This window comes from Dactylosporangium sp. NBC_01737, assembly GCF_035963215.1.
GTDB lineage: Bacteria > Actinomycetota > Actinomycetes > Mycobacteriales > Micromonosporaceae > Dactylosporangium.
Genome location: NZ_CP109153.1, coordinates 2,930,884 through 2,949,454, shown reverse-complemented (window position 1 = coordinate 2,949,454; position 18,571 = coordinate 2,930,884). Strand labels below are relative to the sequence as shown.

The 18,571-nt window shown below is 71.9% G+C and carries 19 protein-coding genes, 1 tRNA gene and 1 pseudogene; 7 read left to right on the top strand and 14 right to left on the bottom strand.

Features of this window, described 5'->3' with window-relative positions:
• Positions 1-101 precede the first annotated feature (101 nt).
• The 6 genes from OHA72_RS13085 (at position 102) to OHA72_RS13060 (ending at position 4,744) form a co-directional block, all read left to right on the top strand.
• Complete coding sequence (locus OHA72_RS13085; RefSeq protein WP_327008112.1) at positions 102-332, top strand: hypothetical protein; 231 nt, start codon at positions 102-104, stop codon at positions 330-332.
• Positions 329-604, top strand: coding sequence for a hypothetical protein (locus OHA72_RS13080; protein WP_327008111.1), 276 nt, complete (start codon positions 329-331; stop codon positions 602-604). The genes OHA72_RS13085 and OHA72_RS13080 overlap by 4 nt, the downstream gene beginning before the upstream one ends.
• Complete coding sequence (locus OHA72_RS13075; protein ID WP_327008110.1) at positions 601-837, top strand: hypothetical protein; 237 nt, start codon at positions 601-603, stop codon at positions 835-837. Before OHA72_RS13080 ends, OHA72_RS13075 begins: the two co-directional genes overlap by 4 nt.
• A gap of 27 nt (positions 838-864) precedes the next feature.
• Positions 865-2,814: a DUF3987 domain-containing protein gene (locus OHA72_RS13070; RefSeq protein WP_327008109.1), complete on the top strand. Its 1,950-nt coding sequence runs from the start codon at positions 865-867 to the stop codon at positions 2,812-2,814.
• Between the two features lie 335 nt (positions 2,815-3,149).
• Complete coding sequence (locus tag OHA72_RS13065) at positions 3,150-3,323, top strand: helix-turn-helix transcriptional regulator (RefSeq protein WP_442788572.1); 174 nt, start codon at positions 3,150-3,152, stop codon at positions 3,321-3,323.
• The gene (locus tag OHA72_RS13060; RefSeq protein WP_327008107.1) at positions 3,320-4,744 is read left to right on the top strand and encodes a tyrosine-type recombinase/integrase; all 1,425 of its coding nucleotides are present in this window, start codon (positions 3,320-3,322) and stop codon (positions 4,742-4,744) included. The genes OHA72_RS13065 and OHA72_RS13060 overlap by 4 nt, the downstream gene beginning before the upstream one ends.
• A gap of 133 nt (positions 4,745-4,877) precedes the next feature.
• Here OHA72_RS13060 and OHA72_RS13055 read toward each other — a convergent pair.
• Positions 4,878-4,958, bottom strand: a tRNA-Tyr gene (locus tag OHA72_RS13055).
• 99 nt (positions 4,959-5,057) lie between these two features.
• On the opposite strand from OHA72_RS13055, the gene OHA72_RS13050 reads away from it, so the two are divergent.
• Positions 5,058-5,552, top strand: a complete 495-nt coding sequence (locus OHA72_RS13050; protein WP_203845059.1) for a YajQ family cyclic di-GMP-binding protein — start codon at positions 5,058-5,060, stop codon at positions 5,550-5,552.
• A gap of 4 nt (positions 5,553-5,556) precedes the next feature.
• Here the strand turns inward: OHA72_RS13050 and OHA72_RS13045 are convergent, their stop codons facing one another.
• From OHA72_RS13045 to OHA72_RS12985, 13 genes and pseudogenes are all read right to left on the bottom strand, one after another.
• Entirely contained in the window at positions 5,557-5,706 is a 150-nt protein-coding gene (locus OHA72_RS13045) for a hypothetical protein (RefSeq protein WP_327008106.1), read from the bottom strand.
• 37 nt (positions 5,707-5,743) lie between these two features.
• Positions 5,744-6,949, bottom strand: coding sequence for an MFS transporter (locus OHA72_RS13040; RefSeq protein ID WP_327008105.1), 1,206 nt, complete (start codon positions 6,947-6,949; stop codon positions 5,744-5,746).
• Positions 6,950-7,036: 87 nt separating this feature from the next.
• The gene (gene htpX, locus OHA72_RS13035) at positions 7,037-7,909 is read right to left on the bottom strand and encodes a zinc metalloprotease HtpX (protein ID WP_327008104.1); all 873 of its coding nucleotides are present in this window, start codon (positions 7,907-7,909) and stop codon (positions 7,037-7,039) included.
• Positions 7,910-8,037: 128 nt separating this feature from the next.
• On the bottom strand, positions 8,038-9,657 hold the full coding sequence (locus OHA72_RS13030; protein ID WP_327008103.1) for an NADH-quinone oxidoreductase subunit N: 1,620 nt from the start codon (positions 9,655-9,657) through the stop codon (positions 8,038-8,040).
• 400 nt (positions 9,658-10,057) lie between these two features.
• Entirely contained in the window at positions 10,058-11,584 is a 1,527-nt protein-coding gene (locus tag OHA72_RS13025; protein WP_327008102.1) for a complex I subunit 4 family protein, read from the bottom strand.
• A pseudogene (locus tag OHA72_RS13020) lies at positions 11,581-13,424 on the bottom strand (NADH-quinone oxidoreductase subunit 5 family protein). The gene OHA72_RS13025 and the pseudogene OHA72_RS13020 overlap by 4 nt, the downstream one beginning before the upstream one ends.
• Positions 13,421-13,747, bottom strand: coding sequence for an NADH-quinone oxidoreductase subunit NuoK (gene nuoK, locus OHA72_RS13015; protein WP_327008101.1), 327 nt, complete (start codon positions 13,745-13,747; stop codon positions 13,421-13,423). Before nuoK ends, OHA72_RS13020 begins: the two are co-directional and overlap by 4 nt.
• Positions 13,747-14,277, bottom strand: a complete 531-nt coding sequence (locus OHA72_RS13010; RefSeq protein ID WP_327008100.1) for an NADH-quinone oxidoreductase subunit J family protein — start codon at positions 14,275-14,277, stop codon at positions 13,747-13,749. Before OHA72_RS13010 ends, nuoK begins: the two co-directional genes overlap by 1 nt.
• 82 nt (positions 14,278-14,359) lie before the next feature.
• On the bottom strand, positions 14,360-15,943 hold the full coding sequence (locus OHA72_RS13005; RefSeq protein ID WP_327008099.1) for a methyl-accepting chemotaxis protein: 1,584 nt from the start codon (positions 15,941-15,943) through the stop codon (positions 14,360-14,362).
• A 56-nt stretch (positions 15,944-15,999) separates the two neighbouring features.
• A complete protein-coding gene (locus tag OHA72_RS13000) occupies positions 16,000-16,515 on the bottom strand; it encodes a NuoI/complex I 23 kDa subunit family protein (RefSeq protein WP_327008098.1) in 516 nt (171 codons plus the stop codon).
• 15 nt (positions 16,516-16,530) lie between these two features.
• Positions 16,531-17,490 carry an NADH-quinone oxidoreductase subunit NuoH gene (gene nuoH, locus OHA72_RS12995; RefSeq protein ID WP_327008097.1) on the bottom strand — a complete coding sequence of 320 codons (960 nt, stop codon included), beginning with the start codon at positions 17,488-17,490 and terminating at the stop codon, positions 16,531-16,533.
• Complete coding sequence (locus OHA72_RS12990) at positions 17,490-18,056, bottom strand: NADH-quinone oxidoreductase subunit C (RefSeq protein ID WP_327008096.1); 567 nt, start codon at positions 18,054-18,056, stop codon at positions 17,490-17,492. Before OHA72_RS12990 ends, nuoH begins: the two co-directional genes overlap by 1 nt.
• Before the next feature lies 1 nt (position 18,057).
• On the bottom strand, positions 18,058-18,570 hold the full coding sequence (locus OHA72_RS12985) for an NADH-quinone oxidoreductase subunit B (RefSeq protein ID WP_327008095.1): 513 nt from the start codon (positions 18,568-18,570) through the stop codon (positions 18,058-18,060).
• Position 18,571: the final 1 nt, after the last annotated feature.

Sequence of the window (18,571 nt, the reverse complement as noted above, 5' to 3'; positions counted from 1 at the left end):
AGCACCACATCCCACACCTGATCAGCGCGCTAGCCACTAGCAGCGCCAGCCCTTTGCGCCCTCAAAACGCCTTCAGGAGGCATTCCGTGGGGTCCCTCGTCATGCTAGCTAGCCTCGCCACCCTCGGTTACAGCCTGTACTACCTGCTCGCCTGCGCGGTGTTCCCGTTCGGTGCCTGCCGCCGCTGCAAGGGCGACGGCAAGCTCCGCAACCCGTTCTCCCGCCGCATGTTCCGGCTCTGCCCGCGCTGCGACGGCACGGGCCGCCGCGTCCGCATCGGCCGCCGCATCTACACGTACCTCAACAACGAGCGCCGCAAGGGCACCCGATGAACCGGCGGCACCCCGATTGGTGCGCCGGAGGGCACCGGTGCGGCCTCGGCGAGCACCGCGCCGACCCGCTCGTGGTCAACGTCGAGGGCCTCGGCCGCGCGCTGCTCACCCGCGTGCGCGCCGCCGATGGTCGGGAGCACGCCGAGGTGACCCTCACGGTGGCGCTCGCCGCCGCCGAGCCGGTCGCCCGCGCGCAGTTGCTCGGCCTCGCCCGCGACCTCGGCGCCGTCATCGGCCGCGCCACCCGCGCCAGCGTCCGGAGGGCCGCGTGATGGCGTTCCTGGACTGGAGCGAACACAGCGCCGGTCGGCCGCTCCCGTGCCGTCTGTGCGGCACCCCGGCGATCCTGCGCGACGAGCGGAACCGGCCGTGCCACATGACGTGCGCCCACGCCGAGGCCGACCGGGCGCCCGGCGACGACGACCAGGGCGACGCGCTCGCCGTGGTCATCGCCCTGCCGACCGCACCGGTCATCGACCTGCACACCCGCCGCCGAATCGCCTGACGTGATCGTCCACAGGGGAGACGCATCGTGACTCGTTCCACGCATGACGAAGCCGCCGAGCAGGCCGTCGTCGGTGCCGCGCTGCTGGCGCCGCACGTGATCGGCGACCTGGCCGCCACGCTCGCGCCAGGCGACTTCTACCGGCCCGCACACGCGGCGCTGTGGGAAGCGCTGCTGCACCTGCACGCCGCCGGGAAGCCGACAGACCCCGTCGCCCTCGCCGCGCACCTCGCCGAGACTGGCGAGCTGGGCCGCGTCGGCGGCGCGCCGTACCTGCACACGCTGATGCAGGCCACGCCCACCGCCGCGAACGCCGGACACTACGCCGGCATCGTGGCTGACCACGCTCGCCGACGTCACGTGGTCGACCTCGGCGAGCAACTGACGCACCTCGCGACGACCGGCGCCGACGTCACCGACCTGGTCGCCGCCGGGCGCGCGATGCTCGACACCGCAACCGCGGGCGGTTGGCCAACGCTGATCCCGATCGGCGCCGGGCGGCACCTCCCCGCGTTCCCCGCCGAGGTGCTGCCCGGCTGGGTCGCCGAGATGGTGTACGCCGTCGCGGAGTTCACCCAAACGCCGCTCGACCTCGCGGGCAGCATCGCCCTCGCGGCGCTGTCGACCGCCGCCGGTGGCCGCGCCGAGGTGGAGGTACGCGGCTCGTGGCGGGAGCCGACGAACCTCTACACCGTCGTGGTACTGCCGCCGGGCTCCCGCAAGTCGGCGGTGTTCGCCGCGATGATCGGGCCGCTCCTCGGCGCCGAGCGGGCGCTGGTCGAGCGGACGAAACCGGCGATCGTGGAGGCGGAGCTCGCGGCGAAGGTCGCCGGGAAGGCCGCCGAACGCGCGGCGAACGCCGCCGCCAACGCCGACGCGTCGGGCCGTGACACGCTGCTCGCCGACGCGACCGCCGCCGCCATGCAGGCCGACGCGGTCAGCGTGCCGGTGCTGCCGCAGTTGGTCGCCGACGACGTCACCAGCGAAGCGGCCGCGTCGCTGCTCGCCGCACAGGGCGGACGCCTCGCCGTGCTGTCGCCGGAGGGTGGCATCTTCGCCACCATCGCCGGGCGGTACTCCGGCACCCCGAACCTGGAGGTGTTCCTCAAGGGCCACGCCGGGGACATGATGCGGATCGGCCGGCAGAGCCGCGACGCCGAGCACGTCGAGAAGCCCGCGCTGACCCTCGGCCTGGCCGTGCAGCCTGACGTGCTGCGCGACATCGCCAGCATGCCGGGATTCCGTGGCCTCGGGCTGCTCGCGCGGATCCTGTTCTCCCTGCCGGAGAACACCGTTGGCCGGCGCCGCATCGGCGCTGACCCGGTGCCCGCCGAGGTGGCCGCCGCGTACACGGCGAACCTCTCGGCGCTGGTCCTGACCCTCGCGGAGTGGACCGACCCGGCGGTGCTGCCGCTCACGCCCGACGCGAACGAGCGGGTGCTGGACATCGAGCGGGCCGTGGAGCCGCGGCTCGCGCCGGGCGGCGCGTGGGGGCACATCGTGGATTGGGGCAGCAAGTACACCGGCGCCGTCGTTCGCCTCGCCGGGTTGCTGCACCTCGGCGAACACCTCCGCGACGGGTGGGGCAAGCCGATCGAGGCCGACACGATCGAGCGGGCCGCGTTCCTCGGCGACTACTTCGCCGTGCACGCCCTGGCCGCGTTCGACGACATGGGCGCCGACCACGCCACCCGCAACGCTCGGACCGTCCTCGGCTGGATCGAGCGCACCGGCTCGACCGCGTTCACCAAGCGCGAGCTGTTCCGGGCGGTCAAGAGCAGCCAGCTCGCCACCGTCGCCGACCTTGACCCGGCCCTTGATGTCCTCGACGCCCACGGCTACGTGCGCCAGCTCGACCAACCGGCGCGCTCCGCGAAGGGCGGACGGCCGCCGTCGCCGAGCTACCTCGTTCACCCCGAGGTGCACCGGCCGGTCGCGACCGTCCACGCCATCGGCGCCGCGCGGAGAACGGCGTGAGGCGCCCGACAGAACTGACACAACTGACACAACCCCCTTCAGCCCGAGGTTCTGTCAGTTCTGTCAGTTCTGTCACGGACATCTCGCCGGACGGCGGCGCGCGCTGCCGACCGACCGCCTCAGTGCCCCTGGAAGGAACCGACGTAGGCAATTACATCGACGTTCATAAGATCTTGCCTCTGCGACCGCCTCAGACCGGCCTCCAAACGCCCGCTGACGCTTCGTTGCCACCGCACAGCGCAGAGGCACCCAAACACTCGACAGGCGCTCAGCGTCGACGTCACCGCCCCTCACGCACCAATCAGGAGGCACGGCCGATGGTGTCCCGGGAGTTCTTGACCCTCGCTGAGTTCCTCGCCGAGCTGGACGTCCCGAAGTCGACGTTCTTCCGCTGGAAGGCGATCGGCGAAGCGCCGCGCACCTACAAGCTCCCCAACGGCCAACTCCGCATCCGTCGAGCCGACTTCAACGCCTGGATCGCCAGCCGAGAGGAGCCGCAGGCCGCATGACGACCTTCGACGTTCGCATCTGGGGAATCTCGGAGCACAAGGGCAAGGATCGGAAGACCGGCAAGCCGCGCAGCACTTGGCGGCTGCGGTGGCTGGTCGCTGGCCAGAGGTTCGGCGAGTCGTTCCAGACGCGGGCATTGGCGGAGAGCTTCCGCTCGCGGTTGATCGTCGCCCAGCGCGAGGGCGTGGCCTTTGACGAGGCGTGCGGCCTGCCCGAGCCGATGGCGCGAGAGCTGCGGACGCGGTCATGGTTCCAGCACGCCACGGCCTACGTGGACATGAAGTGGCCGCATGCTTCGCCGAACCATCGCAAGGGCATCGCCGAGTCCCTCGCCACCGTCACGCCCGTATTGCTGTCCAGCGATCGAGGGGCGCCCGATGCGGAGACCATGCGCGCCGCGCTGTACGGCTACGTCTTCAACACCACAGCACGCACAGCCGGGCCGCCGCCGGCCAAACTGGCTGGCGCGGTCTCGTGGGTGGAGGCGAACACCGTCAACCTGTCGGCGCTCAACGACGCTGCCCTGGTACGGAAGGTGCTCGACACGCTCGCGCTCCGCATCGACGGCAAGCCAGCCGGTGCCGCGACCGTGACACGAAAGCGTGCGGTGTTGTCCAACGCCCTGCGGTACGCCGTGGAGCTGCGGCTGCTCGACGTCCATCCGCTGTCGCTGGTGAGCTGGACCGCGCCGAAGAAGGACGAGGGCGTCGACCGGGCGGTGGTCGCCAATCCGAAGCAGGCCGACGCGCTGCTCGCCGCCGTCGCTGCCGACAGTCCCGAGCTGGTGGCGTTCTTCGGCTGCATGTACTTCGCCGGGTTGCGGCCGGAGGAGGTGCTGCACCTCGCCGATGACGAGTACGAACGGCCGTCAGCACCGGGAGCGTGGGGCTGGCTGCATCTGACCGGCGCGACGGTCGCTGTCGGTCAAGGATGGAGCAACGGCGCCAAGGTCACCGAGGACCGCGGGCTCAAGCACCGCGCCAAGACCGCCACCCGATCGGTGCCTGTCGCGCCACCGCTCGCCGAGCTGCTCGCGCGGCACGTCGCGAAGTACGCCCCGGCGGACAATGGCCGACTGTTCGTCACGCGCAGAGGGCCGGGCGGGCGGTACGTGCCTACGGCAGGACAACCGATCCCGAACAACGCATACACGACGGCATGGCGCAAAGCGCGCAAGGAGGCGCTCACGGCCGCCCAGATGCGCTCGCCGCTCGCGAAGCGACCGTATGACCTACGCCACGCCTGCCTGTCGACGTGGCTCAACGCTGGCGTGCCACCGACGCAGGTAGCGGAGTGGGCGGGCAACAGCGTCAAGGTGCTTCTCGACGTCTACGCCAAGTGCCTCGACGGAGGGACAGCCGCCGCGCTCCACCGCATCGCCCTGGCGCTGGGGCTCGAACCACCGCGCTCAGCAGGGTGATCGCGGCGCGAACTTTGGCACGCATTTGGCGCGACGGGTGAGATCCAGCGGCACCGGGTGAGACGCAGTGGGACCGACGAGTAAGGCCCCCGAGCAGAGTTTCCCCTGCTCGGGGGCCTTACTGTCCTGCCAGTGGCGGGTAGAGGATTCGAACCTCTGTAGCTTTCGCGACGGATTTACAGTCCGCTCCCATTGGCCGCTCGGGCAACCCGCCTGGCGGAAGCAAGAATAGCGGTACGCCCCGGGGGCAACGCAAACGGGTACCCTCGGCACGCCCGTATCCGCCAACGATCGCACCACAGGAGCATCTGCCATGGCTTCGGCACCCTCGTTCGACATCGTCAGCAAGGTCGACCGGCAGGAGGTCGACAACGCGCTCAACCAGGCCGACAAGGAGTTGGGGCAGCGGTTTGACTTCCGCGGCACCGGCGCTGAGATCAAGTGGGCCGGGGAGGAGACGGTCAGCCTCCAGGCGGAGACCGAGGAGCGCGTGGTCGCGGCCCTCGAGGTCTTCAAGGAGAAGCTGGTCAAGCGCAACATCTCGCTCAAGTCGCTCGACGCGGGCGAGCCGCGCGCGTCCGGCAAGACGTACAAGATCGATGCCAAGATCGTCCAGGGCATCGAGTCGGACAAGGCGAAGGAGATCTCCAAGAAGATCCGCGACGAGGGGCCGAAGGGCATCCAGGCGCAGATCCAGGGGGATCAGCTGCGTGTGACCGGCAAGAAGAAGGACGACCTGCAGGCGGTCATCACGCTGCTCAAGGGTGAGGACTTCGGGATCGCGCTGCAGTTCACCAACTACCGGTGAGCCTTCAGTCCCGGCGGGCCGGTGGGCGCCGCTCGGGACGCTCGGGGGTCTCCTCGGCGCGGATCAGCACGAAACTGTCGGTGTCACAGATCTCGGTGTCGGGCTCTTCCCGGTGATCGGGGTCTGCCAGCACGGCGTGGATCGGCAATGCCATGAGGCGTGACCATACACGGACGTGCGCCGGGCATCACTCATGTGAGTGACGCCTGCGTGGTGGCCCGCGCGATCGCGCCGCGCGGGTTGCCCGCCACCAGCGCGCCGAGCGCGACGGCGGTGCCCGCCAGCAGGAACGCCCAGACGACGCCGCCGGGGTGGTCCACGACGAGCCCCATGACGGCGACGCCGGCCGCGCTGGAGGCCACCGAGACGGTCACGAGCCAGGTGTACGCCTCGTTGAGCATCGAGCCGGGCACGATCTGCCCGACGAGCGAGTTCTGCACGGTGAGCGCGGGTGCGATGGTGGCGCCGCCGAGGACGAGGGCGATGCCGAGCGCCAGCGCGCTGGGCATCGCGGCGAGGACCAGGATGCTGGCGGCCACCCCGCCGAGCAGCCAGCCGAGGCGCCCCGGCGGCCGCGTACCGAAGTAGAAGCCGCTGACGGCGCTGCCGATGCCCCACACGCCGAGCAGCAGGCCGCCGACGCCTTCCGGGTCGTGTTCGACATACGCGGTGGCGTACGCGGGAACGGCGACTCCGACACCGCCGAACGCGAATCCGAGGCCGAACGCGGTCACCAGCAGTGGCACGAACCCGGCGACCCGCAGGGGGCCGAGGCCCTTGGCGTCGGTGTGGTCCGCGTGGCGGCGCCACGACCGGATGGCCTGGCCACGGGCGACGACCAGGGTGCCGAGCAGGGTCACGCCGGCGGCGGCGCCGAGCGCGACCGCGGGCTGCCACAGCACGACGCACAGCGCGACCAGCATCGGGCCGGCCACGAAGACGACCTCGAACAGTGCCGTCTCGGCCGCGAGGGCGGTGACCCGCACGTGCGGCAGGTCTGCGGTCAGCGCGTTCCAGGTGCCGCGCACGGCGGCGGTCAGCGGCGGGAACGTGGCACCGGCCACGACGGCCGCCCCGACGATCACGGGCAGCGGTGCCTGCCGGAGCGCGACGAAGATCAGCAACGCGAGCGCCAAGGGGTGGGCGACGCCGGTGACGAGCAGCACCGGTGCGGGGCCGACCCGGTCGGCGAGTCGCCCGGCTACAGGGCTGGCGGCCGCGCCGGCGAGCGCATAGACGGCACACGCGGCGGCGGCCTGCGCGTACCGGCCGGTCGTCTGCTGCAGGAGCAGCAGCAGTGACAGCGAGACCATGCCGATACCGAGCCGGGCGAGCACCCCGACGATCAGCAGAACGGGCGCGCCGGGAAGCCGCCATACCGCCGCGTACTGCCGCAACGCCGTGCCTCATCTCAAACTCGGTAACGGGTGAAGAGCCTGCCGATCCTAACGGCAGGCTCCGGTCACCCGATCGGGTTTTTCGCGTCAGCGGTACGTGACGCCCGCCATCTCCTCCAGCCTGGCGACCCGCTGCTCCATCGGCGGGTGGGTCGAGAACAGCGACGCGATCCCGCCGCCCCGGAGCGGATTGTCGATCATGAGGTGTGCTTGGCTGGCGAGCTGACCGTTGGCCGGCAGCGGCAGCGCCTGGGTACCGCGATGAATCTTGCGCAACGCACTTGCCAGGGCGAGCGGGTCGGCCGTCAGCCTCGCGCCGGACTCGTCGGCCTGGTATTCGCGGCTGCGGCTGATGGCGAGCTGGATCACCGTCGCGGCGAGCGGGCCCAGGATGAGCATCAGCAGCATGCCGCCGAGGCCGGGACCGTCGTCGTCATCGGAGGAGCCACCGAGTGGCAGGAAGATCGCCAGCTGGGCGAGCATCGTGATCATGCCGCCGAGTGCGCCGGCGACACTGGAGATGAGGATGTCGCGGTTGTACACGTGGGACAGCTCGTGGCCGACGACGCCGCGCAGCTCGCGGGGGGTCAGGATGCCGAGGATGCCCTGCGTGACGGCGACGGCGGCGTGTTTCGGGCTCCGGCCGGTGGCGAAGGCATTGGGTTGCATGGTCGGGCTGACGTACAGCCTGGGCATGGGCTGCCCGGCGGACGTGGACAGCTCCCGGACCATTGCGTACAGGTCGGGCGCCTGCGCCTCGGTGACCGGCTGGGCGTTCATCGCGCGCAGGGCGAGCTTGTCGGAGTAGAAGTAGCTGAACGCGTTCATGCCGAGCGACAGGAACACGGCGACGACCAGACCGGTGCTACCGCCGAGCCAGTAGCCGACAAGCAGGATCAGCGAGGTCAGCAGCCCGAGCAGGGCCGCCGTCTTGAGACCGTTGAGATGCCTGTGCTGCATACCTCCTACAACACCGCGGCCCGCTGTGACCCTTCCCTGCGCCGGCTGTGAGCTGGCTGAACACCACGCCTGCACTGTGGGTGATTTGCGGCTTTCATCCTTGCCGGCGGCCTGGGCCTCTTGCCCTGTCAGCGGAAGAACGCGGCGAGCTCGAGCACGCCCTGCGGGGCGAATCCGAGCAGCACCGCGAGGACCGCGGCCACGCCGACGGCCGCCGCGACCGGCCAGCCGACTCGCACCCGAGCGTCTGCCGGGTCACCGTCGGCAACCTGGACCACTGCTTCGACCTGCGACGGCGCAGAAACCGACGCCCCCTCGGCGACCGAGACGGTCGCCGGCACCGAGACGGTCGCCGGCACCGGCTCAGGCGCTGACACCGGAGGTGCGGCTGGTGCGGCTGGGGCAGCGAACAGGGTGGCGACGGCGCGGACGTAGTACGCGAGGCCGATGACCGCGTTGAGTGCCACGACCACCGCCAGCCAGGCGGCGTCGCCGCCGAGCAGGGCGCGGACCACGGCCACCTTGGCGAACAGGCCCGCCAGCCCCGGTGGCAGACCGGCGAGGCCTGTCAGCGCGATCACCAGGACTGCCGCCAGCCACGGCGAACGGCGGGCCAGGCCGCGGTAGTCGGCGACGTCACCGCCGTCGGCGCTGCCCCGGACGGCGACCACGGCGGCGAAGGCGGAGAACTCGAGGACGACGTAGAACAGGGCGTACGCCACGGTCGCCGCGACCACGAGCGCGATCGCGTCGGGCGTGCGGCCACCGGAGGCGAGGAGCGCGCCGAGCGGGGCGAGCAGATAACCGGCCTGGGCGACCGACGACCAGGCGAGCAGGCGGACCATGCGCCGCTGCCGGAGGGCGACGAGGTTGCCGACGGTCATGCTGAGCACGGCGAGGACCGCGAGGGTCAGGCCCGACGTGGCGAGGACCGGGCCACCGGCGACCACGCCGACGAGCAGCAACGCGACGACGCCGCCGAGTTTCGAGGTGGTCGACAGGTACGCGGCGACCGGCAGCGGGGCGCCGTCGTAGGTTGCCGGTGCCCAGGCGTGCGCCGGCACCGCGGCGACCTTGAACGCCAGACCCGCCAGCAGCAGGACCATGCCGACCTTGAGCAGCGGTTGCAGCTGCGGCGCGCTCGCGCCGGAGCGGGCGATGTCGGCGAGGTGCACGCCGCCGGTCGCGGTGTACACGAGCGCCGCGCCGAGCAGTGCCACCGCCGTCGACACCACGCTGACCACGAAGAACGTGACCGCCGCGGACGCGCCGGTGGCCGCGCCGCGCCTGATGCCGACGAGCAGATACAGCGGCAGGGTCAGCGTCTCGAGCGCCACGATCAGCGTGATCAGGTCGCGGGCGCCGCCGAGGACGACCGCGCCGGTCAGCGAGCAGGCGAGCAGGAAGCAGTACTCCCCGACGGGCACCTCGCCGGTCCGCAGCAGCGGCAACGACAGCGCGACGGCGCCGAGCGCGAGGACCGCGAAGGCGGCACCGACCGCGGCGGCCGCCGGGTCCGAGACCAGCGAACACTGGTCGGGCCCGATGCAGAACGCGGTGCGCCGCCCGGCGTCGCCGAGCCCCAGCCCCACGCCGACGGCGGTGGCCGCGGTCGCGACCATGCCGAACGCGGTCGCCCCGACGACGGCGCCGCGCCTGCCGGGCACGAGCAGGTCGACGAGCAGGGCGAGGACGGCGGTGGCGACGGCAACGTACGTCGGCAGGAGCGCGACCTGATCGATCCTCATCGCCCGACCTCCCCGGCCGGCTCGCAGCCGACCAACTGGCCAGAAGCCCGCATGAACGAGCGGTCCGGCGGCCGGGCGGACGGACCCGCAGCGGCCTCAACGCCGGGGATGGTCGTGGTCAGGCGGTGCATCAGCAGTGACCCGACCCGGACCGTCGACGCAGATCGCCGGGTGGCGTCCGTGGCAGGGAACGGAGCTGCCGCGTGCGGCGCCCCCGCCGGACGCGCCGACGGGACGGACTCAGGACGTGCGGCCACCAGGCGCACAGCCAGGCCGCCTGCCGAACGAGCGGACAGACCGACGGCTGGACCGACGAACGACGGCCCGCAGTCCGTGTGGAAGCCCGGAGCCCGGTGGGTGGGTGCCGGGGAGTGGGAGGCCGGCGGGGGCGGGGTGGGGGTCATCGGGTGATCACTTCTGCCAGGGCGGCGACCGGGTCGGCGGAGTAGGCGAGGACCAGGGCCGGGACGACGCCGACCGCGAGGGTCAGCGCGATCAGCGGGGACCACGCGACCAGCTCGCCCGGGCGGAGGCGGCCGGTGGTGGTGAGGGCGGTGACCGGCGGGGTGGCGGCGCCGTGGGTGACGCGGCGCAGGAGGCGCAGGAAGTAGGCGGCGGCGAGGGCGGCGCCGGCGGCGGCCAGGACGCCGAGCGTGGTCCAGAGCGGGCCGCCGCGTTCGAAGGCGGCGACGACGGCGAAGGCCTCGCCCCAGAAGCCGGCGAGGCCGGGCAGGCCGAGGGAGGCGATGGCGGCGAAGGCGAGGACGCCGCTGAGGGCGGGTGCGGTCTCGCGGAGGCCGCCGAGCTGGGCGAGCTCGCCGGTGTGTGCGCGGTCCTTGATGCCGCCGGCCACGAAGAACAGCAGGCCGGTGACGATGCCGTGGGCGATGTTGCCGATGAGGGCGGCCTGGAAGCCGGTGGTGGTGAGGGTGGCGACGCCGAGCAGGACGAAGCCCATGTGGCCGACGGACGAGTAGGCGATGAGGCGCTTGAGCTCGGTCTGGGCGAGGCAGACCAGGCCGCCGACGATGATGGCGGCGGTGGCGAGGATCCCGAGGACCGGTGCGCTGCGGGCGGCGGCGTCGGGCGCGACGCCGACGGCAACCCGGAGCAGGCCATAGGTGCCCATCTTCAGCAGGACGCCGGCGAGGATGACCGAGCCGACGGTCGGGGCCTCCGTGTGCGCGGCGGGCAGCCAGGTGTGCAGCGGCCAGAGCGGGCTCTTCACCGCGAACGCGACGGCGAGCAGCACGAACGCGAGCAGCTGCAGGCCGCTGCTCATCGGGCGGGTCGCCGGGTCGGTGAGCGCGACGAGGTCGGCGGTGCCCGCGGCGGAGACGACGGTGAAGACGCCGACGAGGAGCAGCACGGAGCCGAAGAGCGTGTAGAGGACGAACTTGCGGGCCGCGCGGCGGCGGTCGGGGCCGCCCCAGACGGCGATCACCGCATACATCGGCAGCAGGACGATCTCGAAGAAGACGAAGAACAGCACCAGGTCGAGGGCGAGGAACACGCCGATGATGCCGAGCTCCAGGACGAGCAGCAGCGCCACCAGGAGCCGGCCGCGGCCCGGGTCCGGGACCCGCCAGAGGCAGTAGGCGCAGCAGAGCATGGTCAGCGCGGCGGTGAGCACGACGAGCGGATAGGAGATGCCGTCGACGCCGAGGTGGAAGCGCAGGCTGAGGTCGGGCGCCCAGGGCACGTCGAGCTCGGCCCACGGGACGATGGCGCCCTTGCCGGGCGTGGTGCTGCCGGGAGTGGTGCTGCCGGGAAGGAAGAACAGGGTGGCGCCGAAGGTCGCGGCGGCGAACGCGGTGCCGCCGACGCGGCCGGCGCGGTCGAGCCGGGCCGGCATGCCGGCGGCCAGCAGCGCGCCGATCGCGGGCAGGATCAGCAGCGCGAGGAGCAGGGTCTGACCGGTGCTCACCAGGACACCCCCACAACCAGGGCGATGGCGGCGGCGAGGATGACCGCGCCGCCGAGGACGGCGCCGGTGGCGCGGGGCAGCCCGGCGGTGTGGGCCCGACGAGGAGCGCGCCCGCGCCGGTGGCCCCGGTGCCGGTCGCGTCGACGGCGCCGTCGACGACGGTCTCGTCGGTGCGCCGGGCGAGCCGGGCCAGGGCGGTCACCGGGCGGGTGACCAGCGCGTCCTGGACGGCGTCGAGGTAGAACGCGTTGGCGAGGAGCCGGGTGAGGGCGGTGTCGGGCAGGTCTGCGGCCGGGTCGCGGCGCCAGGCGAGCGCGGCACCGGCGAGCAGCAGCGCGAGCGGCACCAGCGCGAAGACACCGATCTCGGCGATGGCGTGCTCGCCGCCGAGCCGCCGGCCGAAGGCGGCCGACAGGCTGGCGAACCCGAGCAGGACGGTCGGCACCGCGAGGACCAGCAGCGGCCCGCGCATCGCCCACGGTGGCTCGTGCCCGGTGCGGGCGGCGGCGGTGCGGGGCTCGCCGAGGAACGTGCGGCGCCACAGGCGGACCACATAGGCCGCGGTGAGCAGCACCGTCAGCGCCGCGGCCGCGAACACGAGCACCGCCACGGACCGCGGCAGCGGGCCCTCCGCCGACGACGTGGCGTGCCAGGCGGCCTCGACGATCGAGTCCTTGCTGAAGAAGCCGGCCAGGGGCGGGAGACCGGCGAGGGCGGCCAGGCCCGCCGTCATCGTCCAGAACGTCACCGGCATGCGGGTGCGCAGCCCGCCCATGGCGGCCATCAGGTTGGTGCCGACGGCGTGGATCACCGCACCGGCGGCGAGGAACAGCAGCGCCTTGAACGCGGCGTGGGTGAGCAGGTGGAACAGCGCGGCGTCGGGTGCGCCGACGGCGAGGCCACCGGTCATGTAGCCCAGCTGGCTGACCGTCGACCAGGCCAGGACCCGTTTGATGTCGTCCTGGCCGAGGGCGGCGAGGGCGCCCAGCAGCATCGTGATCGACGCCATGACGGCGAGCACGGTGAGCGCGGCGCCGGAGCGCTCGAACAGCGGATAGAGCCGGGCCACGACATAGACCCCGGCGGCGACCATCGTCGCGGCGTGGATCAGGGCGGAGATCGGGGTCGGGCCGGCCATCGCGTCGGGCAGCCAGGTGTGCAGCGGGAACTGGGCGCTCTTGCCCGCGACGCCGGCGAGCAGCAGCACGCAGGCGGCGGTGACGGTGCCCGCGGACAGGTCGGCGGTGAACACGTCGGCGATGCGGAAGCTGCCGGCGTGCAGCCCGAGCAGCACGATGCCGAGCAGGAAGCCGACGTCGCCGACGCGGGTCACCAGGAACGCCTTGACCGCGGCCCGGGGCGCCTCCGGCAGCCGCCGGTCGTGACCGATCAGCAGATAGGAGCAGATGCCCATGACCTCCCAGCCGACCAGCAGGGCGATCAGGTCGCCGGAGACCACCACCAGCAGCATCGCGCCGGTGAACAGGCTGACCTGCGCGGCATAGGGCGCGTAGCGGTCGTCGTCGTGCAGATAGGCCACGGAGTAGATCTGGACGCACAGCGCGACGACGCCGACGGCGACGGCGACGAGCCCGGCGGGGCCGTCGAGCCAGGTGCCGAACCTGACGGCCAGCCGGCCGAAGTCGGCGACGACGATCCCGGCGTCGGGCTCCCGCCCCCCGCGCAGGGCGACGGCGACCGCGCAGATCAGGGCGGCGGCCGCGGCGCCGGTGCCGAGCGCGGCGGCGACCCCGCGGCGCTGATGCCGCAGCAGCAGCCCGGCGAGGCCGGCGGCCAGCGGCACCGCCGGCAGGGCCAGTCCGAGGAGGTCGACCCTCACCGGGCCACCTCCTGGGCGTCCTCGGTGAGCGGCAGCTCCTCGACGTCGACGGAGCGGCGCAGCCGATACAGCTGGAGGATCAGGGCGAGCCCCACACCGATCTCGGCGGCGGCGAGCACGATGATGAACAGGGTGAACGACTGGCCGCTGTGCGGCACCAGCGACCGGATCGTCGCGTCGGCGGTGACAAAGACCAGATTCACCGCGTTGAGCAGCAGCTCGACCGCCATCAGCAGCAGCACGGCGTTGCGCCGGACGATGACGCCGTAGACGCCGATGCCGAACAGCAGCGCCGCGATCGTGAACGGCAGGACCGGATGCATCAGCGCCCCCGCGGGTCGGGCCGGGAGCCGGTGCGGGGGCCGGCGCTGACGTCGGGGCGGGACACCACGATCGCGCCGACCAGCGCGGCCAGCAGCAGCACCGACACCAGCTCGAACGGCAGCACCCAGGTGCGGAACACCGCGCCGCCGATCGCCTCGGCGGTGCCGGGCGCGGGCAGCCCGACCCGGCTCCAGTGGAACGCGTCGGCGAAGAGCGCCACGAGGCCCGCGCCGGCGCCGACGAGCGCGCCGGGCCAGCGGACCCGGTCGAGGTCGTCGCTGGCGCCGATGGGCGCGCGGGTCAGCATCACGGCGAACAGCAGCAGCACCACGACGGCGCCGACATAGAGCAGCACCTGAATCCAGGCGAGCAGCTCCGCGGACAAGACGAGATAGAGCCCGGCGACCGCGCCCAGCGTGACGACGAGCCACAGCCCGGCGCGGACCACGTGCCGGGTCGTCACGACCAGCAGGCCCGCGCCCAGCGCGACGGCGCCGAGCGCGGCGAGCAGCACGTCCGCCGATGTCATCGCGATGCCACCCTCATGGCCGACATCCTGCCATCAGGGTCCGACAGGATTCGACCGGCGGGGCGACAAGACGCAGAAAAAGCTACGCGCGGAACCGCGCGACGACCCGGCTCAGCTCCTGCGACATCCCGGCCAGCTCCGCCGCCGCCGACTCGGTGTCCTGCACGCCGACGCTCGTGGACTGCGCCGCCCGCGCCACCCGGTCGATGCTGGCGGCGATCTCGGTGCTGCCACTGGCCGCGTTCGCCGCGTTGCGACCCATCTCGTTCGTCGTCGCGGTCTGCTCCTCGACGGCCGAGGCGATCGTCGTCTGGTACCCGTTGACGCTCTCGATGACCTCGCTGATGCGACTGATCGCGGCCACGGCGCTCGCCGCGTCGGCCTGGATCGCCGAGATCCGCTTGCTGATGTCCTCGGTGGCCTTCGCGGTCTCCTGCGCGAGGTCCTTCACCTCGTTGGCGACGACCGCGAAGCCCTTGCCGGACTCGCCGGCGCGGGCGGCCTCGATCGTCGCGTTCAACGCGAGCAGGTTGGTCTGCGCGGCGATGCCGGTGATCACGTTGATGACGTTGCCGATCTCGGCGCTGGACTCGCCCAGTTTCGCCATCGTCCGGGTCGTCTCGTTGGCGGCGTCCATGGCCTCGTTCGCCACCCGTACCGCTTCCGTGGCGTTCTGCGCGATCTCCCGGATGCTCTCGTTCATCTCGTCGGTGCCGACGGCGACGGTCTGCACGTTGCGGGACACCTCGCCGGCCGCACCGCTGACGGCGGTGGCCTGCTCGGCGGCGGCGTCGACGCCTGAGGCGATGGTGCGGGCCACCCCGGTGAGGCGGGCCGACGAGCCGGCCAGGGAGGTGGCCGACGTGCCGACGAGACGGACCATCTCGGCGATCCGGTCGAGGCTCTCGTTGAGCGCCCGGCCCATCTGCCCGACCTCGTCGCCGCCGGTCACGTCCATGCGGGCGGTCAGGTCACCGTCCGCGACCTGGTCCAGGACCGCCTTCGCCCCGCGGACCGAGCGCACGATCGACCGGGCGACCAGGGTGGCCAGGCCCAGCGACAGCAGCACGCCGAGGATCAGCATCACGATCAGGCTGGTCCGGGCCGCGTTGTAGGTGCCGGTGGCGTCGTCGGAGATCTGTTTGGCGTTGGCCTGTTCGATCTCGGCGATGCTGCTCCCGGCGTCCTGCTGCGCCTCCAGGATCGCGCTGATCTCGGGATCGAAGAGGGCCTGCAGGGCGCCCGGCATGTTGCCCTGCCGCGCCGCGGGCAGGATCTTCTCGTCGCGGATCCTGCGCATCGCGGCCATCTGCGTGGCCAGCTCGTCGGCGACGGCCTTGCCCTTGGCGGTGTGGCGGCTGGCAAGGTAGTCGGCGTAGGCCCGGTCGAAGCTGGCGTCGACCGGTTTCATGTACCCGTTGACGACCTGCTCGATGTTCGCCGGCGGGCTGACGACGGCGGCGTACATCAGCAGCTGCGTCTCGGTCCAGTGGTTCTGCATCTTCTGCGCGGCGGCGCCCGGTGCCCCGGCGGTGGCGTAGACGTCGTCGGTGGCCTGGTTGAGCACCCGCAACCGGGTGATGCCGTAGCCGCCGACCACCACCGTCACCACCGAGACGAGCAGGAAGCTGATGAAGAGCTTCTGCGAGATCCCCAGCCGGGACATGCCGCCACCTCCGAGCAGTCGGCCGCGCCGTGGGCGCGACTCATCTCTCGGATCGGTCAGACAACACTCTGACCTGAGCGTTTTGCGGCGGCGGTCTGCTCTTTGGCCGGTTCGCCCCGATGGTCGTGGGCCGGCGGGGCGGGCACGGTGGCGACCCACTCCTCGAGCCGGTCCTTCTCGTGCAGCAGGTCGCGGATGTCGTGCTCGGCGTACTCGAACTCCGGCGTCCAGTGCAGCGCGTCGAAGGGGCACACCTCGATGCAGATCCCGCAGTACATGCACAGCGAGAAGTCGATCGCGAACCGGTCGAGCACGTTGCGCTGCCGCGCCCTTGCCGCGCCGGGGACGACGACCTCCTCCTTGTGGGAGTCGATGTAGATGCACCAGTCGGGGCATTCCCTGGCGCACAGCATGCAGACCGTGCAGTTCTCCTCGATGAGCGCGATGACGCCGCGGGTGCGGGGCGGCAGGTCGGGCTCGACGTCCGGATACTGCTGGGTGCCGGAGCGCTGGGTCAGCGTGCCGAGCGTCACGGCGAGGCCTTTGACGAGCCCCTTACCGGGAAGTTCCATGGGTCCCGTCCAATCTCACAGTGCGACCTTGACCGCGGCGGTGACGACCAGCTGCAACAGGGCGAGGGGGACGAGGACCAGCCAGCACAGGCGCTGCAGCTGGTCCTCGCGCAGGCGGGGATACGCCACGCGCAGCCAGATCACCACGAACGCGACGGCGAAGACCTTCACCAGCGTCCACAGCCAGCCGACCTGGTCGTCGAACGGTCCCTTCCACCCGCCGAGGAACAGCACGGTGGTGAGGGCGGCGATGACGACGATGCCGACGTACTCCGCCAGCAGGAAGAACGCGAAGCGCAGGCCGGTGTATTCGGTGAGGTAGCCGAAGACCAGCTCGGAGTCGGCGATCGGCATGTCGAACGGCGGGCGGCGGATCTCGGCGAGCCCAGCGGTGAAGAAGATCAGCATCGCCGGGAGCTGCCACAGCAGCCACCAGGGGCGCCACGCCTCGACGATGCCGGACAGCGACAGCGTGCCGGCGGCCATGGCGACCGACGCCGCCGACAGCACGAAGGGCAGCTCGTAGCCGAGCAGCTGCGCGGCCGCTCGCAGGCCGCCGAGCAGCGAATACTTGTTGGCCGAGGACCAGGCGGCCATCAGCACGGCGATCACGCCGATGCCGACGACCGCGAGGACGAAGAACAGCCCGACGTCGAGTGGCTGGGCGACCAGACCGTGCGGCCCGAGCGGGATGACCAGCAGGACGGCCAGGTAGGGCAGCAGCGCGACGACCGGGGCGAGCCGGAAGACCTGCCGGTCCGCGGCGCGCGGGGTGATGTCCTCCTTCTGCACGAACTTGACCCCGTCGGCGACGAGCTGGGCCCAGCCGTGGAACGCGCCGGCATACATGGGACCGAGGCGGCCCTGCATGTGCGCCATCACCTTGTGCTCGGCCTGGCCGACGATGAGCGGCAGGGTGAGGAACGCGCCGACGACGACGAGGACCCGCAGGATCAGCTCCAACCAGGTCGGCATCAGATCCGGCCTCCCGGCCACTCGCTGGGGTCGGGCACGCCCGGAGGGCGCATCGGGGCGCGCTTGCTGACGGCATGCTCGCTCTCCCCCGGCTCCTTCGCGCCCGGCCACGGCTTCGCGACCCGGGAGGCGAGGACGAACTCCTTGCGCAGCGGGTGCCCCTCGAACTCCGGCGGGAGCAGCAGCGGCGTCAGTGCGTCGTTGCCGGTGAAGTCGATGCCGAACATCTCGTGCGTCTCGCGCTCGTGCCAGGCCGCGCCCGGATAGACGGCAACGACCGTGGACACAGCCGGCGAGAGCCGCGGCAGCACCACACGCAGCAGCAGCCCGTGCAGCAACGACGTCGAGTAGACGTGGGCGACCACGGCAAAACCGTCGGGCAGTTCGTCGACCGCGGACAGCCAGTCGAAGAAGTCGCAGGCCAGCTCGTCGCGGGCGGTCAGCAGCGCATCGACCCAGCGATCCGGCGGCACGTCGACGGTCGGCCGGCTGAAACGGCCACCACCGGCGGACTCGCCGACGGTGGCGCCGTCGCCGAACAGCGCGCCGAGCTCCTCAACCTTCACGTCAAGGCCTCCGCACCGGCGGGGCGGTCAGCGCTTTGACGTCGGTCCGGTTGACACCGCCGAGCCCCGACTGCTCCCCCGCGATCTTGTCCTGGAGTTTCATGATGCCGTGCAGGAGCGCCTCGGGCCGGGGCGGGCAGCCGGGGACGTAGACGTCGACGGGGATGAGCTGGTCGACGCCCTTGGTCACCGAGTAGGAGTCCCAGTAGGGCCCGCCGCAGTTGCTGCACGCGCCGAAGCTGATCACGTATTTCGGCTCGGGCATCTGGTCATAGAGCCGTTTGACGGCAGGCGCCATCTTGTCGGTGACGGTGCCCGAGACGACCATGAGGTCGGCCTGGCGCGGCCCGTGCGCGAACGGGATGACGCCCAGGCGCATGAAGTCGTGCCGCCCCATCGACGTGGCGATGAACTCGATCGCGCAACAGGCGAGACCGAAGTTGAACACCCACAGCGAATAGCGGCGCCCCCAGTTGAGCACGAACTTGATCGGGTCGCCCAGGACACTCGACATG

Excerpts from the sequence above, each read along its gene's own strand:
- OHA72_RS13085 (WP_327008112.1), top strand. The coding sequence starts at position 102 with ATGCTAGCTAGCCTCGCCACCCTCGGTTACAGCCTGTACTACCTGCTC.
- OHA72_RS13080 (WP_327008111.1), top strand. The coding sequence starts at position 329 with ATGAACCGGCGGCACCCCGATTGGTGCGCCGGAGGGCACCGGTGCGGC.
- OHA72_RS13060 (WP_327008107.1), top strand. The coding sequence starts at position 3,320 with ATGACGACCTTCGACGTTCGCATCTGGGGAATCTCGGAGCACAAGGGC.
- OHA72_RS13050 (WP_203845059.1), top strand. The coding sequence starts at position 5,058 with ATGGCTTCGGCACCCTCGTTCGACATCGTCAGCAAGGTCGACCGGCAG.
- OHA72_RS13045 (WP_327008106.1), bottom strand. The coding sequence starts at position 5,706 with ATGGCATTGCCGATCCACGCCGTGCTGGCAGACCCCGATCACCGGGAA.
- htpX (WP_327008104.1), bottom strand. The coding sequence starts at position 7,909 with ATGCAGCACAGGCATCTCAACGGTCTCAAGACGGCGGCCCTGCTCGGG.
- OHA72_RS13030 (WP_327008103.1), bottom strand. The coding sequence starts at position 9,657 with ATGAGGATCGATCAGGTCGCGCTCCTGCCGACGTACGTTGCCGTCGCC.
- nuoK (WP_327008101.1), bottom strand. The coding sequence starts at position 13,747 with ATGCATCCGGTCCTGCCGTTCACGATCGCGGCGCTGCTGTTCGGCATC.
- OHA72_RS13010 (WP_327008100.1), bottom strand. The coding sequence starts at position 14,277 with ATGACATCGGCGGACGTGCTGCTCGCCGCGCTCGGCGCCGTCGCGCTG.
- OHA72_RS13005 (WP_327008099.1), bottom strand. The coding sequence starts at position 15,943 with ATGTCCCGGCTGGGGATCTCGCAGAAGCTCTTCATCAGCTTCCTGCTC.
- OHA72_RS13000 (WP_327008098.1), bottom strand. The coding sequence starts at position 16,515 with ATGGAACTTCCCGGTAAGGGGCTCGTCAAAGGCCTCGCCGTGACGCTC.
- nuoH (WP_327008097.1), bottom strand. The coding sequence starts at position 17,490 with ATGCCGACCTGGTTGGAGCTGATCCTGCGGGTCCTCGTCGTCGTCGGC.
- OHA72_RS12985 (WP_327008095.1), bottom strand. The coding sequence starts at position 18,570 with ATGTCGAGTGTCCTGGGCGACCCGATCAAGTTCGTGCTCAACTGGGGG.